Source organism: Microbulbifer sp. VAAF005 (assembly GCF_030012985.1).
Classification (GTDB): Bacteria; Pseudomonadota; Gammaproteobacteria; order Pseudomonadales; family Cellvibrionaceae; genus Microbulbifer.
Genome location: NZ_CP120233.1, coordinates 3678122 through 3703446 on the forward strand (window position 1 = coordinate 3678122; position 25325 = coordinate 3703446).

Here is a 25325-nt window from a genome sequence, read left to right on the forward strand (position 1 = left end):
ATTAAAGCGCCGAGAGGAAGGAATTTTATCCAACAGTTTAGGTGTTTATTCGCGATTAAAGAGGAATATCACGCTGCTTTTATGACTAACCACTTTTATTGAGTAGAAGGTTGATTGACCAAAAAATTAAAATAAATGTATTTGATTATCTTTGTAGAATAGATCGCAAATAATTAATACCCATAAGAAATGCAAAAAATAATCTTGCACCGTACGGCTAGTATCTTGTGGCTGGCAATTCGGCTTTGGATTAATGCCCAGCTTAAACGTTGTTGTCGTAATGTAACTAGTGAAGAGTAAAAGAGGATTATTCAATGTATTTTATGATAAAAAGAATACTGATGGTAATCGGATTAATGATATCTCCCATATTTGTTGGTGCTACCACTCTAAGTGACTTAAGTGCACATGAGCCTAGCTCTGATGAAACCTGGGCTGAGCAATGGTTCTATAACATTGCAATTCCCGATATGGGATATTTCAAAGTTAGCTTACAAACCTATATTGCACCTGACTTTGCAGTTGCCAAGCCTAAAGCCTATATCCATTTAGCTTTTTCTTCAGAGACCGGAGCTACTACGAAGTATGATCTTTTTTATGATGAAGTGATCTTGAAGCACCCCGAAGGTACTGATGAGTTCTACTATGAAGTACCGGGAGTAGTTGTGGCCGATGAGCAGGGTGTACAGGTCTTACATCCAGATTTTCTGTTTAATATGGAGTGGGCTGGTGAACACCACCATTACTGGCATGGGTTAAACCCCGGTCAAACCCCTTTTGGATTTATTCCTGAGATACCTGGGGTAGGAGGAAAGTGGTTCCTATATACGGTCGGTACCCCAGTCAATTACAGTTATTTTGATGGTTCTATGTCTCTAGCCGGTGCTGGCTATGCGCAATTGGATAAGGGCTGGTATGACAAAGAATCCAGTGCCGGTATGATCTATTCAATGGGGCTAACAGATGACCTCTACTATATGATTACCGGAGCTAAACTGGGTGACTCAGAGATTGAAATGTGGGCGGGGCGATATGTTTCTGAAGAGTATGACCTGATTTTTTTACCGGCTTTTAATGGTTTCTCTGTTAAGCGGGAAGCAGATGCTTGTTCAGGTTATCTACAAGTTGAACTTAACAAAATTTCATACAAGTTAGTTGTCGAAGCAAAAGCAGACATTGCCAGCTTTTATCCACTGGAGTTTCCCTCTGTAATTATTTTTGGTGGTGAGCAGAGTTATATGAAATCCATGCAGGCAGATGTCAACTTCTATCTGTATCAATTTGGACAGTTGAAGGAGCAAATTCAAATGCCCCAGGCCTTGCTCGAATTTAGTGGGCCATTGGCGTGTGATGATTTTTTTGAGTAAAGAAGAGTGGTATAAAAGAAGAACCTATTGGATTTGCAGGGGTTAAATTTACTCCTGCAAATACTTTGTTGTACTTGATGGAGTGCGTATTGTATCCATGAAAAAAAATAGGTTTGTAAAATTTGTGTGAGCAATTGCAAAGCTTTGAGGCATTTTAGTTGTACATAGTTCTTTATGAAAAAGCTTAAATTCAATGTTTTTGGTAGAGAGGTTTTGATCGAAAGGCAGTCGAATAGCTGGGCCACATTCTATCAGGGCAATGAAGGTAAGCGTCGCAGTGCCGGGATATCAATACCTTCGGAAATTAGTGAGGAAGATTTAGCCCAATACTTGGCAGATATCTGCCATGAATGGGCAAGTGAGCGGTACCCTGCTGTGGAGCGTATAAATACAAAATAAGCATATAAAAATTTGGCGGGCGGTGGTGATCCAAATTTTCTTGAGGTCGTATTATAAAAGACCAATAACTGTAAGAAATTTGAGGTTCGCCAAGGCTGTATTAGGAAAACGATGTAAAGTTAAGTAGAAAATAGGTGAAGCAAGTACCAAGGGCACCTGCTTCATATAGATAAATAAATATAAATATGGACTTAAATTCTTAAATTACTCACCTACTCCAAATTTATTCGGGAAACTTCCTCTTTGTGACTAAAGCCATTAGTCTCAAGATTAGTTTTCAATTCTAGTGTATAGGTGAGCAGGGTATAGTCTTTGGCATCGGCTTTACAGGTAAAGCCCATGGATTTTGCGAAACTGTCCACTCGTCTATTTTGTGCTGACTCAATCGAATAGATTCGTTCAAGCCCCTGATCCTGAGCGCAGTTGATGAGTCGCTTTAACATTAAGCGTCCCAAACCTAACCCCTGCCAGTCATCGCTCACCACAACGGCACACTCACAAGCGCGTCCGTCAACGTCAAGTGCGTAGTGTGCTATAGCAACGGCTCTCTGTGCCCTGTCACTACTGCAGAGTGCAATAAAAGCTTCATGTACATGGTGGTCGTTATCGGTGAGTAACTCCAATAGCTTTTGGCTGGCTTTACAGCTTCCGCCAATAAAGCGATCGCGGCGAGTTTCTGGAGACAACTGTTCAATTAATTCTTTCTCAAGCTGGCCATCACTGCGACAGATGGGGCGTATCGAGACTTTGCGTCCATTGCCGAGGGTGATCAGCTCAACTTGGTGTTCAGTATTCACACTGTTGTTGGGTGACATAACGGTTCCTATCCTGGCTGCTTTGAGCAGCTTTGTTTTACAAGTTCGCAACGGGATGGGGTACCTCAAAGATAGACGCTCGCGCTGCGAACGTGAAACTATGTTACGGTCCTGAAGACGACCTCCCCAACAACTGCTCTGTATAAACCTATAAAAGAAAGGAGTTTGGCTGGTTGAAACTATACAGTCAGCCTTTGTGTGGTATAGTACCGCCGCTGATTTTTCTCAGCTGCGTCATTTGTAGGCCGGTGATCCGCCGGTAGCCCCTCCGGAACTTTTCAAAAATTCTTCCAGGAAATTTCTACTGAATGCCGCGCGCCGGTTACGAGGACTGGCGATTAGACGGCTGTACACGCTGGGAGCAATACAGGCTCCCGATGTCGACTCCGATTTCTCTCTTCATTCCCTCAGGGGGAGTGAGTGTGTTTGATTGCGCCTGCGGCGCAGTTCGAGGTTTTTTTATGTTGTTTGAAGATCTGGGCCTTGCCCAGGAGATTGCCCGTGCCGTTGCAGAGCAGGGATACACTGCGCCTACGCCAATCCAGGCACAAGCTATTCCAGCGGTAATGAAGGGCAGCGATATTATGGCCGCAGCCCAAACTGGTACCGGTAAGACGGCTGGCTTCACTTTGCCGCTGTTGCATCGTCTTAGCCAGGGGGAGCGCGCTAGAAAAGGGCAAGTACGCGCACTGGTACTCACTCCAACCCGTGAATTGGCGGCTCAGGTTTTCGATAATGTGCAGGGGTACAGCCAGTACCTGCCTATGCGCCATGCGGTGGTGTTTGGTGGTGTGAAGATCAACCCCCAGATTTCTCGTCTGCGAGGCGGAGCGGATATTTTGGTAGCTACCCCTGGGCGCTTGCTGGATCTGCACAATCAAGGGGCAATTCGCTTCGATCGCTTAGAAGCCCTGGTACTTGATGAAGCAGACCGCATGCTAGATATGGGCTTCATTCACGATATCAAACGAGTATTGAGGATTTTACCGGCTAAGCGTCAGAACCTTCTATTCTCCGCAACTTTTTCACCAGATATTCGTCAGCTGGCGAAAGGCTTGGTAAAAGACCCGCTGGAAATTGATGTCAGTCCACGCAACTCCACTACTAAAACGGTGCGACAGAAACTCCATCCTGTGGATAAGACTCGAAAAACGAAACTGCTTAGTCATTTGATTAGGGTGAATAACTGGCACCAAGCCTTGGTCTTTAGTCGAACTAAACATGGTGCCAACAGGCTGGTGAAGCAGCTCGAAGGTGACGGCATCCTGGCAGCAGCCATTCATGGTAATAAAAGTCAAAATGCACGAACTCGTGCCCTGGCGGACTTTAAGGCTGGCAAGGTTCAGATTCTTGTGGCGACTGATATCGCGGCCCGAGGCATCGACATTGACCAACTGCCCCAGGTAGTAAATTTTGATTTGCCCAATGTGCCTGAGGACTATGTCCACCGTATTGGCCGCACAGGGCGTGCGGGCGCTCAGGGGCAAGCGGTATCCCTTGTTAGCGCTGATGAGATTAAGCAGCTTCGGGATATTGAGCGCTTGATCGGCAAGCCAATTCCGCGTGAGGAAATTGAAGAGTTTGAGCCGGACCACCAGGTGCCCGCATCCGGTAATCCAAAGCGGGGTGGGTTGCAAAAGCCCGGCTCCAGCAAGCGCCCTGCGAGTAACTCTCAGAAGAGTGAAGGGCGGCGTGAAGCGCGCGGCAATAGCGAGGAACGTCGGGGCAACCGCGGCAATGGACGCGGTAAGCCTGAGGGGCGTGGAAATTCTAGCGGCCGCAGTGGTAACGCCTCTGCGGGTAAAGGGGCCCCAGCTAAGCGCACGGGCGGGAACGGTAAAGGGCGCGGTGCTGAGGCTGGTCGCAGTGATGGACAGAAACCACAACGAGCTCCGAGACGGCGTCCTAGTAGAGGACGTTCGGAAAGCGCTTAGCGTGTTTAATTAAAAGAAATAAAAAAGCGGCTTAGGCCGCTTTTTTATTTCTTAGAAAAAATCTAGGAGGTCCCTTTTAACTTCATCTATTTGCCTGCCTAATTTACTTAAAGAAATACATTTTTTTGTTTTGAAGGTTAATTTCTAAATTTATTTTTCGGTACTAGTGTCTGCTTTTGTGTCTTTTTCTTGATATTTTATTTCATAATTGATCACACTTCATTTTCACATTTTGTGCTAATTTGCTTCCGCTTTTGAAGCGATTTTACACAAGGAGATGTTGTGAAGCTTAAGTTACTCTCGAAATTCTTTGTTCTACCCTCTATTACCTTTCTATGTGCAAGTGCTGTGAGCGAGGAAGTTCAATTTCAGCCAGCAGAGATTTATTCGACAGGGTCAAGAGCGGAGGCTGTCGCCGTTGCGGACTTGAATAATGATGGTCGTGATGATGTGGTAGTGAGTACCTCCAGTAATTTTGATCCTGAGAATGATTTTAAGCTAAAGATATTTTTACAAGATGAGTATGGACAGTTACAGGAGCCCGTAGATTATTTACTGGATGGAGATGGCACAACTCTACCAAAATCAATTGATGTTGGGGATTTAAATGGTGATGGACTTCTGGATATTGCAGTTGCATTTGATGGTGAGCGAATAGATATTTTCTTTCAGCTTCATGATGGGACACTAGTGTTAAATGAATCTATCAGTTCATCTCGATCTAGCAAAATAGCTGTTGCAGATGTTACGGGGGATGGAGTTGACGATATTGTTGGAATAGGTTCTGAGGAAGTTGGACTTGCCATTTATGCTATGAAGGATGATCCGATAAATAATCGTTTGTCCTATATATATCTTATGGAGCCTGATGATTCAATCAGCTTGGCTCTCAAAGATATGAACAGAGATGGTGTTGAGGATGTTATTGCAGTTGTCAAGCAGTCAGAACGTAGTGCTTTGGCTGTAATGCTTTCCGAGTCAAATGGAAGTTTTGCTCCAATACAATATTATGAAATTGATGAGGCATTTTCAGTAAATAACATTTCAGTTGATGATTTGAATAGTGATGGTCGTGCTGATATATGGCTTTCTGTCGATGGAGAAGATTCTGATACTACTGAAATGGTTTTTTATCAAAAAGATAATGGGATATTAGAAAATACTATCTTTGCTTCAGTTGAGGATGCATATGGAATGTTGCTGGCCTATGACTTAAATAATGATTTAAGTAGCGAATTTATAGCGGTTCCTTTGCAGGGTAATACGATATCTATTCATAGAAAATTAAGTAGTGATAGGATATTGGAGCATTTTTCATATGATATACCAGAAGATTCTTATAATAATTTTCAGGGGATAGATGTAGGAGATATTAATAGCGATGGAATTCCCGATGTTGTTATTGCAAGCCCCTCTACCGGTTTGGTCTTATTGAAGGGAAATACCCAGGGTATTAACTTGGCACCTTTAGCAGATGCAGGAGATGATCAAGAAACCAGAAAAGACCAAATAATACTGTTAGATGGCACCCACTCAGCTGATAGAGATGGAAGTATTGTAGATTATCGCTGGAGACAGGTGTCAGGTTCCCCTGTAACATTAAATGACACGAGTAATGGGTTTGCTACTTTTCTTGCACCTTTATCTAAATATTCGTATTTGGGTATGGATGAATCTTTGGTTTTCGAATTAGAAATTGAAGATAATGAAAATATAGTTTCTGTTGATAAAGCAATCATTACTTTGGATGGAAATATTCCTCCTACAGCAATTACAAATACCTTTCAGGTAGTAGGTGCTGATGAGGTTGTAACCCTAAATGGTAGTTCCTCAAGAGATTTATTCGGAGAGATTATTAGCTATGAGTGGAAACAAGTAGCGGGTGAGCCTGTAGAGCTGGAGCAAGAGTCAGAAACTACTGTCAGTTTTTCTAGTCCAGTATTAATATCTAGCTATCCGTTTATATCTTTTGAGATATTGGAGTTTGAGTTAGTAGTCACTGATAACGAAGGTCTGGAAAGCAGTGTTATTGCTCAAGTTAATGTACAGAAGCTTGCTCCGCCAATGGCAATTCCCGTCGCTGCCCAAACAGTTTATTCTGGGGAAGAGGTTCTTCTGGATGGTAGAATGTCCAGTGATGCTGACGGTGAGATCGTTAGTTATAACTGGCGTTCGCTTTCCGATATTGACGTAGTTAATTATCCTAATGGTACAGCTAGCTTTATCGCACCTATTATTTCTGCTGAATCGAGAGCCCTCCTTACTTTTGAGCTGGAGGTTGAAGATAATGATGGTCTTAAGTCGACTAGTATGATTAACGTGACTGTGGAGCGGAATATGCCTCCAATAGTACCTTCTGATTTAATGAAAATCGTTCAGCCGAACTCTCCCGTTATCCTAGATGCTTCAGGTGCCTTTGATAGGGATGGGGAAATAGTAAGTTATCAATGGCAGCAAGTATCTGGTCCTTCAGTTGCTATAGCTAATTCAAATAGTATTTCCGCTAATTTTACAGCTCCTTCGGAGCAGGTCACGTTAGTTTTTGCTGTAACAGTGACCGATGATGATGGAGAAAGTAGCACTTTTGATACATCAGTTAGAGTTTATGAGTTGATCCCTTCAAATTAATAGATGGAGCCCCAACGGGGCTCTTTTTTACTTTTATTCTGCCTATCTCTATATGCTTATTTGATCTAAGTTTTTTAATAATTTTAAAAAATGGTTTTCCTCCAAGCAGTGTGGTGGTTGCTTGAGGTTTCTATAAAATATATTTCCTCTAACTCATTGTGGGTGTTCATATTTTAGGTCTTGGTAATTATGGTTTGAGACTAGTGTCTGCTTTGCCATCTAATTCTTTGGGTTTTGCTTTTATTTCCATATTTTGTGCTAAATTGCGCCCGCTTTTTAAAGCAAATTACACAAGGAGATGTTGTGAAACTTAAATTACTTGCAAAATATTTTGCTCTTTCCTCAGCTGCTTTTCTGCTTGCAAGCACTGCAATTGGAGAGGTTCAGTTTCAGCCGGTAGAGATTTATTCCACAGGATCAAAAATAGAGGCAGTTTCTGTTGCCGATGTTAATAATGATGGACTTGACGATGTTGTACTAACTACATCGAGTAACTTTGATCCCGAAAATGACTTTAAGCTAAAAGTATTTCTACAGGATGAATTTGGTAGTCTGACAGGGTCTATTGACTACCCGCTTGCAGGTGGAGAGGTAAGTCTGCCTCAGTCAATTGCAGTAGGTGATCTTGATAATGATGATTTGAAAGATGTTATTGTTGGGCTTGATGGCGGCATAATTGAGGTATACCTGCAAGATCCTACTAACGGTTTAGAATATGCGGAATCTTTGGAGAACTCCTATTCTGAGCGAGTCGCAATTGTCGACCTTGGTAATAATGGTGATAAAGGAATTCTCGGGATTAGTTGGGGAGAGAATGGTGCTGTTATAACCCATAAAGTAGGGGAGTCATCTACCTATGTGAATAGCGCTAGCGATCTAGCTATTGAAAGTCCGGGGCAGGTGGCACTGGGTGACGTGGATGGAGATGGTATAACAGATATTTCTCTAATTGCTAACGGGTCTCTCCAAAATAGCTTGGTTGTTCTAGCGCCGGATGATTCTTTGAGGTTGAACGAAATTAGCAGTATTGAATTAGATGGAAATGCTGATGTTAATGATGATATTAAAATAAAAGGAATCGCAATTGGTGACCTTAATAATGATGGCCGCAATGATCTTTCGTTATCAATAGTGGGTGGAGGGCAGGATAATTTAAGGGTCGCTATATATTACCAGGGAGAAGATAGCTTATTACAGCAACCTGAAATTCACAGCTTTGGAAGTCCTCCTGGAGAGCTTTTAATAAAAGATATTGATAATGATGGCCTTGCTGATTTAGTTGTCTTGCCGGACAGTGGAGAGTTCTTAAGTATTTATCAACAGCAAGATGATGGTACCTTGGCTTTGAGTGAACAAATTGCCATTCCTGGTGCAACTTATACTAGCCCCCAGAGTATGGCTAGTGGAGATATCAACGGGGATGGTATTGCGGATATCGTTGTCGCAAATCCGTTACAGGGATTGGTTATATTAAAAGGTGGTGCTGGACATATCAACCAGCCACCTACGGCTATCGCCGGTGAAAATCAAACTGTTGAAGGTAATTCGGCGGTACTGCTCAATGGTACTCTGTCTTCAGATTCCGACGGCAGTATTGTGGCTTACCGCTGGACACAGATTTCCGGTACGCCTGTTATCTTAGATGACTCTGGTAATGGTTTCGCTAGCTTTACCGCGCCCTCCGAAATTACTGGAGTTGTACAGGAGCTAATTTTCGAGCTGGAAGTTGAGGATGATAGGGGTCTAAAGAATACTAGCAAAGTGGCGGTTAGCGTTGGAGTTAATTTAGCTCCTGTTTTGATAGTCGATCAGCCAATGTCAGCATTTACTGCCGGCCAAGAGGTTACATTATCCGCAGGCCAGTCTTATGATCCTGATGGAACCATCGTTAGCTATCATTGGCAGCAGGTTTCTAGTGGCCCGCGTATTGAGCTGAAAGAGCTTGATGATGGTTCCGTAACCTTTACTGTTCCAAGGATAGTTGCAGAGCCAGGAGTGTCTTTCTCAGCACTAGTATTTACGATTGAGATTGAAGATAACGGTGGTGCAAAAACTGAACAGAAAAGGTTTTTTTGTTAAGGTGTTAACACCTCCTGTGGTCGGAAGCACTTTTCTAATAATAGTAGACCCAGGCGAGGAAGTCTTGCTTAAAGGTTGGGTTGGGGATAGTGACGGCCATATTGTAGATTATCGCTGGCGCTCACTCTCTGATATTGATATCGAATTAACAGTCCACGCCGACGGTAGTGCGAGCTTTTTAGCGCCCCAAGTTCCTTTGGGTACAGAAGTAGAACTGAAGTTTGAACTTGAGGTCGAGGATAACGATGGCCTGACAGCCACGGGTTTATTTACTGTAATTGTTAAGCAGAATATGCCCCCAAATATGGGTATTGGAACTATGAGAGTGGTTCAACCGAATACAAATGTGATTTTAGATGGTTCCTATTCAAATGATCCAGATGGATATATTGTGAGTCAACAATGGGAGCAAGTATCGGGTCCACCCGTTGAATTAGTAGATGCTAATAATTTAATTGCCAATTTTAAAGCTCCAGCAGAGCCAGCTGTATTGTCATTTAAATTGAGTGTCACTGATGACAGAGGGGCGACAAGCCAAATGACCGTCAGCGTAGATGTTGAGTTAGTTCCCCCGAAAGTAATAAGCACTACTCAAGAAGTTGAGCCCGGTGAAAATGTCTTACTGGTTCCTGGCATTTCTTGGGATGTCCCTGGTGCGCATATTGTCGACTATCGCTGGAGTTCCCTCTCCGATAGGGGTATTGAATTGATAACTCACGCTGATGGTAGTGCGAGTTTTATAGCACCACAAAACCCGGGAAGTGAGTTTACTCTGGAGTTTGAGCTGGAGGTTGAAGATAACAATGGCCAAATAGTAACGAGTATATTTACGGTAATCGTAGAAGGTAACATTCCACCGTTTATGGTTATTGCATATGGGGCTGTTGGCGGTGTTAAGATTAATACAATTTCGACCTTGAGCGGTGGGGCTTCAAGAGATCAGGATGGAACTATTGTGAGCCAGAAATGGGAGCAAGTATCTGGCCCTGCAGTTGAATTGATTGATGCGGACAAGCTGACTGCTTATTTTATGACACCAGCAGAGCCCGCCACTTTGTCTTTCAAATTTAGTATTACGGATGATGATGGAGCAACAACTGAAAAAACTATAACCTTAGATGTTGAGGAATAGATAATTGTGAAAGTGAGCCCCAAGAGGGGCTCCTTTACAATTACTGTTTTTTATAGTTTGCCATATAATCCAAAGTTAACAGAGTCAGCGCTTCAGTACCCTTACGCAAAGCGTCCTCATCCACATAGAAAAGCGGTGAGTGATTGCTTGGAGCTTGGCTGGCATCCTGATCCCTAGGAGTTACCCCCAGGAAGTAGAAAAAGCCAGGGACCTCATTGGCGTAGTAGGAGAAATCTTCTGCCCCCGTAATTTTGGGTACTTCTACAACATTCTTGTCGCCGACAGCAGATCTCAGAATAGGCAGGGCCATTTCTGTCAGCTCTGCATTATTAATCGTTACCGGATAGCCTTCCAGAATCTCCACATCTGCGCTTGCACCGGAGCTTTCAGCAATTAACTCCGCAGTGGTTTTTAAGCGCTTGAAAATTTCTGCACGGTTATCCATATCAAAATTACGGATGGTGCCGTTCAGATAGACACTGTCGGGGATGATATTGTTGCGGACACCACCGTCAATACGTCCGAAGGAAACGACTGCGGGCTCTTTGGTGATGTCGATCTGGCGGCTGACAATGGCTTGGGTGCCCATTACGACTTGTGCCGCAGCGACAATAGGGTCCACTCCACCCCAGGGGCGTGAGCCATGGGTTTGGCGGCCATTGATGGTAATACGAAATTCATCGGCAGCGGCCATAAGCGGGCCCGAGCGATAGCCGATGACGCCGGTGGGTAGTGATGAAGTGACATGCTGGCCAAAGGCCACATCCGGCTTGTACTTCTTGAAGATCCCTTCTTTGAGCATCAACTCCGCGCCACCTTCTTCATTGTCCGGTGCGCCTTCTTCTGCGGGCTGGAATATAAACAAGACGTTTCCAGCCAGCTCATCGCGAAGGCCTGCCAGGACCTCGGCAGCGCCCATCAGCATGGCCACATGGGTATCGTGGCCACAGGCATGCATAACGCCAACATCTTTACCTTGGTAAGTGGTTCTCGCTTTGGAAGCGAAGTGCACATCGGTTCTCTCTGTGACTGGAAGAGCGTCCATGTCCGCGCGCAAGGCAACAGTTGGTCCCGGTTTGCCGCCTCTCAAAAAGCCCACAAGGCCGGTATGGGCGATACCTGTTTCTACTTCAAGGCCCAGTGCACGTAAGTGTTTTTCAATATATTTGGCTGTTTCAAATTCGCGATTGCCCAGTTCTGGGTTCTGGTGCAGGTGGCGGCGCCACTCAATCACTTTGGACTCAGTATTTTCCAGCAATTGCTGAGGCTTAGGATCGCTTGCAAAGGCATGGGTAGCCAGCAGCAATGCACCGATTGCGATGGGCAGGAGCAGTTTTTTCACAGCACAATTCCTTCATTCTCATTATCGTCGGCTGATTCTACCCCAGATTTTGCGCGACCGACTCCCTCGAGCTGCTTTGCCTTTATATATTTTGAGTTTCCGCTGTTGACATGATGAACCGAACGGTTCAAGATGTTCTGCATAGATTGTGGAAAGAGCTATAACCACAGAACAATGAGGGCTGCAGGAGGTTCTCAAGGTTTTCACGAGACTGGGTGATACAGAAGGTGATACTGATTGGTCATAGGTTGGAAATAATTAGAGATGTTTAATTTGTCGAGCCCCCTAATTATTTCTTAGAGGATAATTAACGAGTTAATTTATAGTGATAATAATAGGCAGGTTACTAATATATCTGTATATCCCAGGTATATATAAATAATTATTATATTTATTGTTAGATTTACGACACTGTAAATTAGGTAACGTCTTAACTCGGCGGCTCTCTCGCGGTCGCCCCTGTGTTGGGGAAAGGTAAGCTTTTCCTGATAGTTGGCTACCATTAATTACAAAGAAGTGGTTCTTATAGCGCCTAAAGCGATAGCTTTTAATTGATGTCTCGGTCATATTTATGGTTTGGCTGATTGCATTAGTGTGCCTTTTTATCAAATTTTGTAGCTGATTTTATATTGGCTACTACGGGATTCTGTGGCCGTAAGTAAATACTCATTTGCTTAGGTTGTTGATTCATTATTTTTCTATCAAGTTGTTTGAAGGAGCTGATTTAATGTCATCCCCCCAATTACCTTCGAATTGGGTCAGCCGTTATGCGGATTGGCTTATTCGATATCGATGGTTGGTAGCCATTGGCGCACTACTGTTAGCCTTCTTTGCTGCAAGCGGAGCAAGATTTCTGGGATTCAATAATGACTACCAGGCATTCTTTAGTAAATCTAATCCGCAGTTACAGGCCTATGAGCAAATCCAGCGCACTTATACCAAGAATGACAATATTCTGTTTGCGGTAGTGCCTAAAGATGGCAATGCCTTTTCCAATGATGCCCTGGCAGCCGTAGAGGAGATGACCGAGAAATCCTGGTTGTTACCCTATGCGCTGCGGGTGGATTCAATCACCAACTTCCAGCACACCATTGCCGAGGAAGATGACCTCCTGGTACAGGACTTGGTGGAAAATGCCAGCAATTTAGATGCAGAAACCCTGGCCTCTATCAAGGCTGTAGCGCTGGCAGATCCCACCTTGAAGGAGCGCCTGGTAAATAGTGATGGTTCCGTTACAGGGATAAGTATCACCTTCCAGCTTCCACAAAAATCCATGCATGAAACCCCTGAAGCGGCTGAAGCTGCAAAGGCATTGATGGAAGAGATTGAAGCAAAATACGATGTAGAGGTCTATGCGACCGGTATTATTTTACTGAGTAATGCATTTTTTGAAGCCTCTCAGTCAGATATGAGCACCTTAGTTCCGCTCATGTACCTGGTGATTATTGCAGTTGTATTTTTGTTGGTGCGGAGCTTCAGTGCGACTTTTGCAGCGCTGTTGGTTATCGTCTTCTCCATGGCTGCAGGCATGGGTTTGGCCGGTTTTATAGGTGTTAAATTGACACCACCCTCCGCTTCTGCGCCCACCATTATCATGACTCTCGCAGTGGCGGACTCGATACATATATTGGTGAGTTTGTTCGCTGCAATGCGCCGTGGACTCAGCAAGCACGATGCAATTAAAGAGAGCTTGCAGCTCAACATGGGGCCTGTGTTCTTAACTTCGATCACTACCGCAATTGGCTTCCTGTCGATGAACTTTTCCGATGCGCCTCCCTTCCACGATCTGGGTAATATTACCGCGATGGGTGTGATGGTGGCCTTCTTCTTATCGGTTACCTTACTGCCTGCATTGATGGCGATACTACCAGCCAGGAGTCGCGCTAGTGAATCCAAAATTGGACGCTCCATGGATACTCTGGGAGATTTTGTGATTCGCCGCCAGCGCCCGATATTACTCGCGGGAGTCATTGTCTCGTTGGGATTATTGGCAATGATTCCAAACAATGAGATTAATGATGACTTTGTTGGTTACTTTGATGAATCTGTGGAGTTTCGAACCGATTCAGATTATATCAATGACAACCTCTCTGGTATTTACCAGCTGATTTACTCGATCGAATCCGGTGACAACAATGGTGTCAGCAATCCGGAGTTTCTTGCAAATCTGGAGCGTTTCACTGAGTGGATGCAGGCCCAGCCTGGCGTGCGCCATGTCAATACTATTGGCGATACTTTCAAGCGCTTGAACAAAAATCTGCATGCTGACGATCCTGCCTACTACAGGTTGCCTGAAGACCAGGAATTGGCAGCCCAGTATTTGTTACTGTACGAGCTGTCTCTCCCCTATGGCTTGGATTTAAATAATCAGCTGAATGTGGCTAAGTCGTCGACGCAGATTGTTGTAACTCTCGACAATCTCAAGTCGAAAGAACTTAAAGCGGTAGCGGATGCCGGCAGTAATTGGCTGGAGAAAAACATTGGTGTAACTGCCTATGGTGTAGGTCCGGCGATAATGTTTGCCAATATTGCCGAGCGCAATATGGAGGGCATGTTGGTGGGCACTCTGGTTGCGCTGGTATTAATTTCTGCACTGATTGGTATTGCCCTGCGCAGTGTCAAACTCGGTTTCTTAAGCTTAATTCCCAACTTGTTACCTGCCGGTCTGGCATTTGGCCTCTGGGGTGCACTGGTAGCTGAAGTCAATGTGGCTGTCACTATGGTGACCGGTATGGCTCTGGGTATTGTCGTAGATGACACAGTGCACTTCCTCAGTAAATACCTGCGCCAGCGCCGTGCAGGCTACAACGTGGAGGACGGACTGCGTTACGCCTTCTCTTCAGTGGGTGTAGCGATAGTTGTGACCTCAGTCATTCTGATTGCCGGGTTTATGGTGTTGGCCCAGTCCTCCTTCGGTATGAATTCTTCCATGGCACTTCTGACCGCAATTTGCATTTTGATGGCCTTGCTGGCGGATTTCCTACTTCTTCCGATTCTCTTGATGAAGCTCGATGCCAAGGCCTACGACCCCGCTATTACCTCTATTGAAAATAAGGAGAAAAACTATGCAACCCAGCCGCTCTAAAAAACCGTTTTTGACGCGGGCCCTAGCAGGTGCCCTGGCTCTGGCAGCTTTCTCAGTTTCTGCCAGTGAATTGGACCTGGCCGCAGAAAAAGGTTTGGAAATTGCCAAGGAGGCGGACCGCCGCGACTTGGGATTCGGCGATCTCAGCAACAGCCTTACAATGACCCTGCGCAATAAATATGGTGAGGAGAGTGTGCGGGCTATGCGTACCAAAACTCTGGAGCAGGAAAATGACGGGGATAAATCCCTGGTGGTTTTTGACAACCCTCGGGATGTAAAGGGCACAGCATTTTTGTCCTTTACCCATAAAGTGGGCTCCGATGACCAGTGGCTCTATTTACCTGCTTTAAAGCGAGTAAAGCGTATTTCCTCCAGCAACAAGTCTGGACCATTTATGGGTAGTGAATTCTCCTATGAGGATATTGCCTCACAAGAGGTGGAGAAATACACCTACAAATTTTTGCGCAACGAGTCTTTCGATGGCCGCGATCACTTTGTTCTGGAGTTGGACCCGGTTGATCCTAAATCCGGTTATTCCATTCAACATCTTTGGATTGATACAGAGGAGTACCGCGCATGGAGAACGGATTACTATGACCGAAAAGGGGACCTGATGAAGACCCTCACGGTTTCCGACTACAACCAGTACGGCGATCAATATTGGCGTGCTAATAAAATGGAAATGGTTAATCACCAGACCGGTAAATCTACTGAGTTGTTGTACGGCGACTGGGTATTTGGCAATGGTTTTACCGATCGCGACTTCACCAAAAATAGTCTCTCCAGGGCGAAATAGGGATTGCGCCCATGGTAAACCAAAAAATACTCGCTCTGTTGCCACTATTGGCAGCATTGAGTCATACGGCTTGGGCAAATGAGTTGAGTGGTTATGCGGGCCTGGAGGCCCGCGCGTTCACCACAGACCCTTTGGATTCAGCACAAAGTGATGCCGGTCTTTCTGCGTCTTTAAATCTCGAGTACTACCGGGATTTTGACGATGGAAACCAGCGTGTTGTGGCCAGTGTCTTTGGGCGCTGGGACAGTGAAGATAGCGATCGCAATCACGCGGACCTCGGCGAGCTTTACTGGTGGAAAGCTTACGATAGTTTCGAGCTCTACGCAGGGGTACGCAAGGTGTTTTGGGGGGTTACTGAAACCGTGCACTTGGTGGATGTGATTAACCAGGATGATGCACTGGAAAATATCGACAGTGAAGACAAGTTGGGCCAGCCCATGATTAATCTCCTGATGGAGCGTGACTGGGGAACACTGGAGGTGTACGGTTTACCGGGTTTTCGCGAGCGTCAGTTTGCCGGCCGGGAAGGGCGATTGCGTGCACCACTGCCGGTGGATGAGGATGCTGCGGTCTATCAATCTGACCGGGAAGAGAAGCACATAGATTGGGCCTTGCGTTACAGCCATGTACTTGGAGATTGGGACCTGGGCCTCAGCCATTTTTCCGGCACTAATCGGGATCCATTATTATTGCTTACGGAAGATGGCTTGCTTGCGCCTTACTATGCACAGATCGATCAGACAGGTGTGGACATCCAAACTACCCGTGGAGATTGGTTGTGGAAGTTTGAAGCTATTTCATTTAAACCTCGCGGTGAAGATCGTCAGACAGCGGCTGTCGGCGGTTTCGAATATACATTTTATAGTATTGGCGAAACGGTCTCAGATCTTGGGGTATTCATGGAGTATCAATTTGATGATCGTACCGGACCTTGGTCCACGGCCAGTCAAAATGACATTGCGATAGGTGCACGATACGCTCTAAATAATACCCAGGATACGGAGCTTTTATTTGCCGTAAGTACCGATTTGGATAACGGTAGTCGTTTTTCCAATCTGGAACTGACCCACCGACTAAATGACCGCTGGTTAATGGAAGTGGAAGCGCGTTTTTTCGGTAATGCCGATGAAGACGATCCCACTTACAGTTTGCGCAACGACGACTACTTTCAGTTGGAATTACGTCGCTATTTTTAAAGGTTAATTCTCACAGGAATACCCCCATTCCCACTCCAAAGAGGTAAGAAGTTTTGGAGTGGGCTTTTTAGGGAAGCGTATATAGATCCAGAATATTAGCTAATTGTTGGTAACTACGCTTGCCCGCGATATTATTACCCATGGCTTTGTTAAAGGTAGCAATGCCACGGTTTACTGCCATGATCAATGCCGCCAGACCGGCACAATCAGTTTCTGGTTTCAATTGGCCATCTTCTACTGCCTGGCGCATGCGAGACTCAAGGCGTTCCAGTATTTCATTCAGACCCTTAGCTACTAAGTCTGCTAGGAATCCCTCACTGGCACCAACTTCCATTGCTGCCATGGTAGCGATACAGCCCTCAGGCGTTTCAGAGGATTCCATTCCAGCTTGGAACATCTCTAACAGGTTGCTCATAGCCGTACGAAAGTCGGGGTGGTCCAGAGTTTTCAGGCCGTCACGGGTATACTTTGAGTGAAAATGCTCCAAACAACGACCATATAGCTCTTCTTTACTGTGGAAAGAGTTATAGATACTGGATTTGTTCAGCCCCATGGCCGATTCAAGATCTGACAAGGAAGTAGCTTTGTAGCCTTTCTCCCAGAAAACGAGCATGGCCTTGTCTAGTACTTCTACCTCGTCAAATTGCTTGCGCCCACTCATTTATCGTTACCAAACCTCAAAAAAATGATAGTGACACATCAATCTGGGGTGGGCAAGGCGAGAGGGGGAGAGTCTAGAAAGTATAGGGATAAATGGCTTTTGGAATGAACAATCCAGCGGATTTACCGGTACATGAATAGGTGGTCAGCTTATTTTGTACAAAGGTCTGGTTCTGACTAATGGGCCCCTTTTAACTGGGTACTCAAAGCCTTTGCTATAAGTGACTAGCTCGTCTTAATCTTTGACTGTTGTGTCCCCGAGGTTACCTGATTACGGTTCTTAAAAATAGACAATTATTCTATGATTTCGGCCGCGAATGAATAGAGAAGGAATAGGAAATTATGGGTATTTTTGATAAAGCCAAGGAACTCGGTGAAAGGGTCAATGAGTCCGTAACCGCTTTTAGCAGTGATGAAGTAATAGCCAATACCGTTATCAAAGCGGTTGAGAAGCAGGAGAAGGTGAATGCCATTCTCAAAGCCAGGGGGTGCAATTATCGTGTTGCGGACATCGATCTGGGGATGGGCATTCCACCAACGGTGACTTTTGGGGTGAGGCGAGTTGATGTGCTGGCAGAAAAAAGGCTGATGAAAATGGTGTCATGACTTCACCCGCGTCTGAAGAATCCGCCTTATAGTTACCGACTCTCTAAATGATGGTTCCGGAAATTTTATAAAGCGATATTGGAATAAACATTATGAAAATAGTGCGTAGCAGAGATTTTACCGGTAGTAAGCCCTGGGAATCGCAACTTATCGCAAATATGAACGGGATTACCACTAAACTGCATTGGACTAATAAACCTTATATTTGGCATATCAATGATGGCCAGGAAGTCTTCGCTGTTCTCGATGGTCATGTAGAAATGTTTTACAAAGTGGCAGGTAGAACCGAATCGGAACTTCTTGGACCTGGTGATATATTCCACGCTTCTGAGGGCACGGAACATGTAGCTCATCCTGTTGGTGAGGCTCGCATTCTGGTTGTGGAATCTGAGGAAAGTGTCTAAGTTGGTTTTCCTTTCTTAGAAATTAATTAATGTGGTTATCTTATCAAGAAATAGTCATCAATTTGATGGCTTGGATAAGCATTTTGCAATGTTGATTTTGTAACAGTTGAGCATGTCGGAATTTGTCGATTTACTGTCATTTTAATACCACTATTGGTGAGAGTAATTCGTTAGTATAAAAAGCTATTCAACCTTCCATATATGAAGCTTATACAGATTTTATGTAGTCATTTTCTGTTGGGATAACTTCCTTTGTGTAGGGAGGTTGAGCGAGAAATTAAGAGTAATAAGCTTCAAAAATTATTTAGCGAACAAGGAGGGAGCTGGGATGTTGGAGTTAAGGCCGAACTGTGAGAATTGCGATAAAGATCTACCGCCAAACTCGGAAGAGGCGATGATATGTACTTACGAATGTACTTTCTGCCAGCCCTGTGTCGAGACATTACTCAGTAACGTCTGCCCTAACTGTGGCGGTAATTTTTGCCCCCGCCCCATTCGGCCCCAGGTTGCGCGGCGTAGTGGTGTGGGTATTAGCTATCAACCGGCCTCACAGAAGCGAGTCAATACTCGATTTAGTAAAGATGAAATCTGCTCGTTTACCGATAGCGTGAAAAATATCCCCCCCGCTGATCGCTAAAACAAAGTGACTGAAAGTTGCAGGTTGGTTTTCTGTTGCGAGGTTTATCGAGCTTATCTGGGTCATGCATGGGGTTATGCGGTTTTTTTATAGGGTGAGTTGTCCTCTGTAGTAAGCTTTGGGGCTGGCAATATTTTGCCTGACGCCTTAAGTTATATCGCCTTTTTTAGGGGGAAGTTAGAAGGATAACTATGACGAGTATCGTAGCGGATATCGGTGGGACCAATGCCCGATTTGCCATCGCCAAGCCTGTAGCAGAGGGTTACCAGCTGGAAGAACTCAAAGTCGTTGATTGCCAACGCTTCGAGGGGTTTGATGCAGCACTACAACACTGGCTCGATGGATTAAACCAGCCGCGTCCGGAAAAGGCGTGTATTGCAGCAGCCGGTCCGCTGGAGATGACTCCAACTGGTGGAAAGGTTTATATGACCAATCTGGGCTGGACTATTGACGCTGGGGAGCTGGCTCAAGAGTTTAGCTTTCCCCATTTAGAGCTGATCAATGATTTTGCCGCCTTGGCTCAGTCTCTGCCCCGTCTGGCCGAATCAGATTACCAGGTGCTGCGCGATACTCCCCGGCAGGCAGGTGCCCCTATGGCGGTGCTCGGTCCCGGAACCGGCCTCGGTGTTGCCGGGCTGGCTGAAGCTGATGGCCGATACCATGTGCTGGCGGGAGAGGGTGGGCATGCCAACCTGACAGTCTCCACTGAGCGTGAATTGCAGTTGCTGCAAATCCTGATGAAAACCCAGTTACCCGTTTTCAATGAATGGGTTTTGTCGGGCAATGGGCTGGTTAATCTCTATCGCGCAGTTTGCGAGCTGAACGGAGAGATCGCTGAGGACCTGACGCCCCCCGATATTAGCGCCCGTGGCCTTGAAGGTTCAGATCCGCTGTGCCGTGAAGCTCTGATAGATTTCCTCAATTTCCTCGGCAGTGCGGCCGGAGATGCGGCTTTGTATATGGGCGCTCGTGGTGGGGTATTTTTGGGCGGTGGTATACTGCCCAGGATCGCTGAACTGCTACCTGAGAGCGAGTTTGAGCAGCGTTTCCTGACGAAAGGGCGTGTCGCTCAATGGATGGAGGCCGTTCCGGTATACGCGTTGAACGCGGGTTATCAGGCCTTGATTGGCGCTGCAGTACAGCTTGAGGGGTAATTGCCTGGTACTTTTGTTGGGTTATGGCCTGACAAACGTGTATTAAATTACACCTGTGATTGATCTCACACTTTTTCCCGTCTCCTCCCCCTCGGGGGAGGATGTTATGGATTAGGGGCCGCCCTAGGATGCAGGGTCTCAACATAACGATAAGTCCAGGGAGAAGATGATGAGTCTATCCAATAACGGTAAAGGGGCGCTCAGACCCACTTTGCTATCTGCTGCCATCGCGGCCTCCGTGTCCACCTCGGTTGGGGCCTATGCGCAGGAGCAGGAAACACTGGAAGAAGTAACAGTTACCGGTATTCGCACCAGCGTTTTGGACTCCGTTGAAGCCAAGCGCGCCGCCGATGTTGTGGCCGATGTGGTAGATGCGGGCGCTCTGTCATCTCTTCCCGACCAATCAATCGCCGATGCCCTGGGCCGTCTGCCCGGCGTAACCACCGTGCGATCGAACGGTCAGTCCTCACAGCTAAATATCCGCGGTATGAACGGCGACTTCCTGCAGACCACCCTGAATGGTCGTGAGCAGGCCTCTACCAGTGGTTATACCGAAAGTACTCGCTGGATATCTTTTGACCAGTACCCAGCTGAGCTGATTAATCAGGCTGCGGTCTACAAGACTCCGAAAGCCTCTCATATCGAAGGTGGTGTAGCGGGCTCTGTAGAGCTGAAAACAGCCAATCCTCTCGACGCCGAGAAAGAACACAACTTTAATGCCAATGTGCGTATGTCGTTTAACGACGCAGCAGACGACGTCGGTGCCGACGAGTTCGGTGAGCGTGTCACCCTGTCGTACATGGGTAAATTTATGGATGACAAGGTGGGCGTCGCCCTGGGTTACTCCCACCTTGAGCAGCCGAATAGCTTTGTAAAGTCCCGCACAGGTGCAGACGCCCAGATCGGTTATGAACCGCCGGCAAGCGATTACGATGGTGACGGCAGCGCAGATGCTTTGCCGCGCGCATTCCAATGGCAGTCAGGTGATGGTACCGATACCCGCAATGGTTACCTGGCTAGCGTCGTTTTTGAGCCTACCGATGGTTTCAAGGCCCAGTTGGATTACTTCAAATCTGACTTTGAGCGTGTGGATACTCGCCACGGTATTACGGTTGGTGGGCTGGCCAATACAGACATGTATACCCTTTCCGATACGGAAGTAAACGGCGGAGTGGTTACCGATGGAACGGTAATTATTACCGATCCAAAAACTGTTTACGATTCCAGCCCCTGGTTTGAATCCCGCTCTGAGGATCAATCAACTCAGGCGGACAGCGATAGTATTGGCCTGAACCTGGAGTGGAATTTTGGTGACCGCCATACCCTGGCCGTTGACTACTCCTATAGTAAGGGCACCAAGACGCGCAAGGATCAGATTGTATCCATGCACGCTTACGACCTGACCTACAATGACGATGGAAATTTAGAGACCTGGGAAGAAGCTGCTGGGCAGAGCTTTGCCTATTCCCTTAATGGTGATGGTATTCCCTCAGGCGTTTTCTCCGGTGTAGATTTCACCGATCTGGATACCATGCGTTTGTCGCGCTATGAAGAGTACCCCCACGAGTACACAGATAAAGTTGAAGCCTTCAAGTTCGATTACAAGTTTGACTTGGAGTGGCGAGCCATTGCCTCTATAGAGACTGGATTCCGTGTATCTGAGCGTACTTTCGATTCTGAGCGTGGTGCTTTCCTGTACGGTAGCCGCGATGGTCAATTCAATGACTACTGTGCGGATAACCTGTCCGACATCGATTGTGAGCCGCAACTACTGGACGGCTATGTCAGCATTGAATCTACCAATGGGATACCACAATTCGTAGTCAACGATATGGATGCCCTGGCTTCCAGTATTTTTGGTGCCGGTAATTACGAAGGTAAAAAGGTATTTAGCCAGGACTGGACTTTCGTTGAGTCCGGTGCTGTGAGAGAGGAAGTTTTTGCCTACTACCTGATGGCCAATATTGAAACCCAGTTGGGTAGTATTCCAGTAACTGGTAATTTCGGTGTACGGGTTGTTGAAACCGATGTGAAGTCCAGCGGTATCCAAAATGTGGGTGCTGGCAATGGTATCGAAATTACTGATGATGTGGGTGTAACATCAGATAGCTACGACTATGTTGAGTACGGCCCCGAATACACAGACACCCTGCCTTCCCTTAACTTGAACTTTGAGCTGACCGAGCAGGACTACATTCGCTTTGCAGCAGCTAAAGTTATGGGCCGTCCGCCGGTTGGGCAGCTGAAGGGGGCGCTGGCTCCTGGAACAGTGTTAACAACGATGGCGCTACGGAGTACAACGTTTGGACCAAGGGGTCTCCCTACCTCGATCCTTTCCGTGCAAACCAGTTTGACTTGGCTTATGAGCACTATTTCGAAGATGGCGGCGCGGTAACTGCAGCCATTTTCTGGAAAGATATCGAAAGCCTGGTAGAAAAGCAGTATATCTACCTGGACAGCCAGGCAGATCGAACGGCGTTATTTGATTCCCTGGGTATTGAAATTCCAGTTGGCCTGGAAGCCGGTGCTTTCGAAACTTACGTGAATAACGACAAGGGCGGATATATTCGAGGCATTGAGCTTGCGGGTACTAAAACCTTTGATCAGCTGCCGGGTATTTGGGCTGGCCTGGGTATGACCGCCAGCTATTCATATACTGAGAGTGAAACCGAAGTGAGTGGCGGTAGCCTCTATGGTGAAAACCTGCCGTTGCCGGGCCTCTCTGAAAATGTCTGGAGCACTACAGTATTCTGGGATATCGGTAATTTCAGCTCCCACGTCAATGTTCGCTATCGGGATGAATTTATCCTGAATATGCCGGTACCAGGCAGCTCCACACCTGTGGAAGCGCAAGCCTATACTACTGTCGATGCACAGATATCCTACGCATTTGATAATGGTATCGATGTGATTCTCTCAGCGAACAATCTTACGGATGAGGCTGATGTGAAATCATACGGAGTAGATGGTGTCCTCGGTGAATATACTGAGTTTGGGCGTCAGTTCTACCTCGGCTTGAACTATAGCTACTAAGTATCGCTGATTCTTTCGGTGTAAAACTGAAGGTGTGATAAGAGACCGCCCGCTGAGCTACGCTTGCCGGGCGGTTTTTTTGAAATATCAAATGGCCCGAAAATAAGTGCGGTGCCGAATTTTTGAGAGTCGCCATGAGCAATCAACGCAAAAAAATAATTATTCTTGGCGGGGGTACCGCTGGCTGGATAACTGCCAATCTGATGGCGACCCACTGGCAGGATAAAGGGTTTGAAATCACCTTGGTGGAATCACCGGATATCGGGATTATCGGTGTTGGGGAGGGATCAACTCCACCGCTAAAAGGTTTTATGGAGACTATAGGAGTTAGCGAATCAGAGTGGATGCCTGCCTGTAACGCTACTTACAAAGTGGGAATTACCTTTAGGGATTGGTCGGTTAAGCCGGGCTTTACTGAGTATGTTCATCCTTTTGTTGGCCAGCCTGACCAATTTACTATCCCGGCATTTTTTCATAATAGTTACTTGCGCAGGAAAGGCGTTGACCTGGAGGGACATCCGGATCATTTCTTTCTGGCTACTGAGATGATACGGCAAAAATTATCTCCAGTCGCGCCGGAAAACTTCCCTTTTGAAATTGCCTATGGCTATCATTTTGATTCTGGTTTATTGGGCCAGTTCCTGCGTCGTGTTGCCGAAAAAAAAGGCGTTCGCTATAAGGTGGCGACAGTGGCTGGCGCCATGCTCGATGCACAGGGGAATATTGATCATCTGAAAACTACTGATGGTGAGGTTCTCAAAGCGGATCTGTATGTGGACAGTTCCGGCTTCCGTGGAAGTCTTATACAACAATCCCTGAAAGTTCCTTTCATTAGTAGCGCTGAGAGTCTGTTTAACGATTCTGCGGTTGTATTTGCTACAGATCAGGATAAAGAGTATGCACCGCATACTATTTCTACTGCGATGAAATATGGCTGGGCCTGGAAAATCCCACTGACTAATCGCAATGGCAATGGCTATGTTTACAGCTCTCGCTTTGTCGACGATGACAAGGCAGAAACGGAATTTCGCGCTCACTTGGGGTTGTTGGACAGTGATGTCGAGGCGCGTAGATTAAAGTTCAAGGTGGGACGGGTTGCCCAACACTGGGCCAAGAACTGCCTGGCGGTGGGGCTCTCCCAAGGCTTTATTGAGCCTTTGGAGGCAACGGCGCTGGATATGGTTCAGGAAACCGTTGTGCGCTTTATTGAGGCCTACAACAATGGTGATCATACAGATAAGTATAGGGATGATTTTAATAATCGTATCAGTGCTCGTTTTGATGCAGTGCGGGACTATATCGTCTGTCACTACCGTATTAGTTCGAGAACTGATACGGATTATTGGATTGCCAATGGGACTAATGAAAAGATATCTCCCTCCCTGCGCTCAATCTTGATGTCCTGGATGGCAGGCAAGAATATTACTGATGAACTACTGAATCAAAAATTGGATGTCTATTTCCCGAATGTATCCTGGAATTGCCTGTTGACTGGCAAGGGGATTTACCCGGGACAGGAACAGTTGCGTCTAGGTAATGAGCTCGCACACAAATATAAACTGGACGAAATCAGGGATTTTAACCGCCGCTGTGCTCTGAACTTTATGCCGCACATGGATCAGTTAAATCAATTAAGGATGGGGTAGGAGGAAATCTGGAATAGTGCTCGGGTTATCTCTGAGCACTATTCCATTTTAATCAGATAGGGGAATAAATCGTCTTAATTTAACAAATGATTATTCATTGTCCTGAAATTCAATTTTTTCTGACTCTTTAATGCGAAGTGTGCGTTTTTCTCCGCGCTCTCCACGGATTTTCACACGATCTCCCGATTTCATACCTTTGAGCTTGGCCTCATCGGCATCCAGGAAAAAGTAGTGGCCAGTCTGCTCATCTTTCAGGGAAAACTTACGCTTGGATTTTCCTGTTTCAAAATCTTCAGAGATAATTTCTTCCAAGGTGCCAGTTACAATCTCCTCTGCTTGTACAAACAGGGAGAAGCTCAATGCAAACGCTATTAGAATGAACTTTTTCATAGTATTTACCCTACGGTAACGG

General features: G+C 46.0%; 19 protein-coding genes and 1 pseudogene. 16 read left to right on the forward strand and 4 right to left on the reverse strand.

Annotated features, from left to right (window positions below):
* Positions 1-314: 314 nt before the first annotated feature.
* Both P0078_RS16600 and P0078_RS16605 read left to right on the forward strand, forming a co-directional pair.
* The gene (locus P0078_RS16600; protein ID WP_282931037.1) at positions 315-1367 is read left to right on the forward strand and encodes a hypothetical protein; all 1053 of its coding nucleotides are present in this window, start codon (positions 315-317) and stop codon (positions 1365-1367) included.
* Between the two features lie 174 nt (positions 1368-1541).
* Positions 1542-1766, forward strand: a complete 225-nt coding sequence (locus P0078_RS16605) for a DUF7661 family protein (RefSeq protein WP_282931038.1) — start codon at positions 1542-1544, stop codon at positions 1764-1766.
* Positions 1767-1978: 212 nt separating this feature from the next.
* Here P0078_RS16605 and P0078_RS16610 read toward each other — a convergent pair whose 3' ends face one another.
* Complete coding sequence (locus P0078_RS16610; RefSeq protein ID WP_282931039.1) at positions 1979-2581, reverse strand: GNAT family N-acetyltransferase; 603 nt, start codon at positions 2579-2581, stop codon at positions 1979-1981.
* A gap of 461 nt (positions 2582-3042) precedes the next feature.
* On the opposite strand from P0078_RS16610, the gene P0078_RS16615 reads away from it, so the two are divergent.
* The 4 genes from P0078_RS16615 (at position 3043) to P0078_RS16630 (ending at position 10354) form a co-directional block, all read left to right on the forward strand.
* Positions 3043-4515: a DEAD/DEAH box helicase gene (locus P0078_RS16615; RefSeq protein ID WP_282934631.1), complete on the forward strand. Its 1473-nt coding sequence runs from the start codon at positions 3043-3045 to the stop codon at positions 4513-4515.
* Positions 4516-4797: 282 nt separating this feature from the next.
* Entirely contained in the window at positions 4798-7143 is a 2346-nt protein-coding gene (locus P0078_RS16620) for a PKD domain-containing protein (protein WP_282931040.1), read from the forward strand.
* A 303-nt stretch (positions 7144-7446) separates the two neighbouring features.
* Positions 7447-9222, forward strand: coding sequence for an FG-GAP repeat domain-containing protein (locus tag P0078_RS16625; protein WP_282931041.1), 1776 nt, complete (start codon positions 7447-7449; stop codon positions 9220-9222).
* Positions 9188-10354: a PKD domain-containing protein gene (locus tag P0078_RS16630; protein WP_282931042.1), complete on the forward strand. Its 1167-nt coding sequence runs from the start codon at positions 9188-9190 to the stop codon at positions 10352-10354. The genes P0078_RS16625 and P0078_RS16630 overlap by 35 nt, the downstream gene beginning before the upstream one ends.
* Before the next feature lie 40 nt (positions 10355-10394).
* Here the strand turns inward: P0078_RS16630 and P0078_RS16635 are convergent, their stop codons facing one another.
* Positions 10395-11696 carry an amidohydrolase gene (locus tag P0078_RS16635; RefSeq protein WP_282931043.1) on the reverse strand — a complete coding sequence of 434 codons (1302 nt, stop codon included), beginning with the start codon at positions 11694-11696 and terminating at the stop codon, positions 10395-10397.
* 727 nt (positions 11697-12423) lie between these two features.
* Between P0078_RS16635 and P0078_RS16640 the strand changes: the two genes are divergently transcribed.
* From P0078_RS16640 to P0078_RS16650, 3 genes are read left to right on the forward strand one after another with little or no spacing between them, the layout of a single operon-like run.
* Positions 12424-14781: an efflux RND transporter permease subunit gene (locus tag P0078_RS16640; RefSeq protein WP_282931044.1), complete on the forward strand. Its 2358-nt coding sequence runs from the start codon at positions 12424-12426 to the stop codon at positions 14779-14781.
* Positions 14762-15577, forward strand: a complete 816-nt coding sequence (locus tag P0078_RS16645) for an outer membrane lipoprotein-sorting protein (protein ID WP_282931045.1) — start codon at positions 14762-14764, stop codon at positions 15575-15577. Before P0078_RS16640 ends, P0078_RS16645 begins: the two co-directional genes overlap by 20 nt.
* An 11-nt stretch (positions 15578-15588) precedes the next feature.
* A complete protein-coding gene (locus P0078_RS16650) occupies positions 15589-16773 on the forward strand; it encodes a hypothetical protein (RefSeq protein ID WP_282931046.1) in 1185 nt (394 codons plus the stop codon).
* Between the two features lie 67 nt (positions 16774-16840).
* Here the strand turns inward: P0078_RS16650 and P0078_RS16655 are convergent, their stop codons facing one another.
* Positions 16841-17434 (reverse strand): TetR/AcrR family transcriptional regulator, encoded by a 594-nt coding sequence (locus P0078_RS16655; RefSeq protein ID WP_282931047.1) that lies wholly within the window; start codon positions 17432-17434, stop codon positions 16841-16843.
* 341 nt (positions 17435-17775) lie between these two features.
* Between P0078_RS16655 and P0078_RS16660 the strand changes: the two genes are divergently transcribed.
* The 7 genes and pseudogenes from P0078_RS16660 (at position 17776) to P0078_RS16690 (ending at position 24913) form a co-directional block, all read left to right on the forward strand.
* Complete coding sequence (locus P0078_RS16660) at positions 17776-18039, forward strand: hypothetical protein (RefSeq protein ID WP_282931048.1); 264 nt, start codon at positions 17776-17778, stop codon at positions 18037-18039.
* A 92-nt stretch (positions 18040-18131) separates the two neighbouring features.
* Positions 18132-18443 (forward strand): cupin domain-containing protein, encoded by a 312-nt coding sequence (locus tag P0078_RS16665; RefSeq protein ID WP_282931049.1) that lies wholly within the window; start codon positions 18132-18134, stop codon positions 18441-18443.
* Positions 18444-18771: 328 nt separating this feature from the next.
* Positions 18772-19080 carry a DUF1272 domain-containing protein gene (locus P0078_RS16670; RefSeq protein ID WP_282931050.1) on the forward strand — a complete coding sequence of 103 codons (309 nt, stop codon included), beginning with the start codon at positions 18772-18774 and terminating at the stop codon, positions 19078-19080.
* A 191-nt stretch (positions 19081-19271) separates the two neighbouring features.
* Entirely contained in the window at positions 19272-20234 is a 963-nt protein-coding gene (gene glk, locus P0078_RS16675; RefSeq protein ID WP_282931051.1) for a glucokinase, read from the forward strand.
* 169 nt (positions 20235-20403) lie between these two features.
* Complete coding sequence (locus P0078_RS16680) at positions 20404-22629, forward strand: TonB-dependent receptor (RefSeq protein WP_285892588.1); 2226 nt, start codon at positions 20404-20406, stop codon at positions 22627-22629.
* Positions 22584-23267, forward strand: a pseudogene (locus P0078_RS16685) (TonB-dependent receptor domain-containing protein); the annotation flags it as partial. The gene P0078_RS16680 and the pseudogene P0078_RS16685, both read left to right, overlap by 46 nt.
* Positions 23268-23401: 134 nt before the next feature.
* Positions 23402-24913: a tryptophan halogenase family protein gene (locus tag P0078_RS16690; RefSeq protein ID WP_282931054.1), complete on the forward strand. Its 1512-nt coding sequence runs from the start codon at positions 23402-23404 to the stop codon at positions 24911-24913.
* A 90-nt stretch (positions 24914-25003) separates the two neighbouring features.
* Here the strand turns inward: P0078_RS16690 and P0078_RS16695 are convergent, their stop codons facing one another.
* Positions 25004-25303 carry a hypothetical protein gene (locus tag P0078_RS16695; protein ID WP_282931055.1) on the reverse strand — a complete coding sequence of 100 codons (300 nt, stop codon included), beginning with the start codon at positions 25301-25303 and terminating at the stop codon, positions 25004-25006.
* Positions 25304-25325 lie beyond the last annotated feature (22 nt).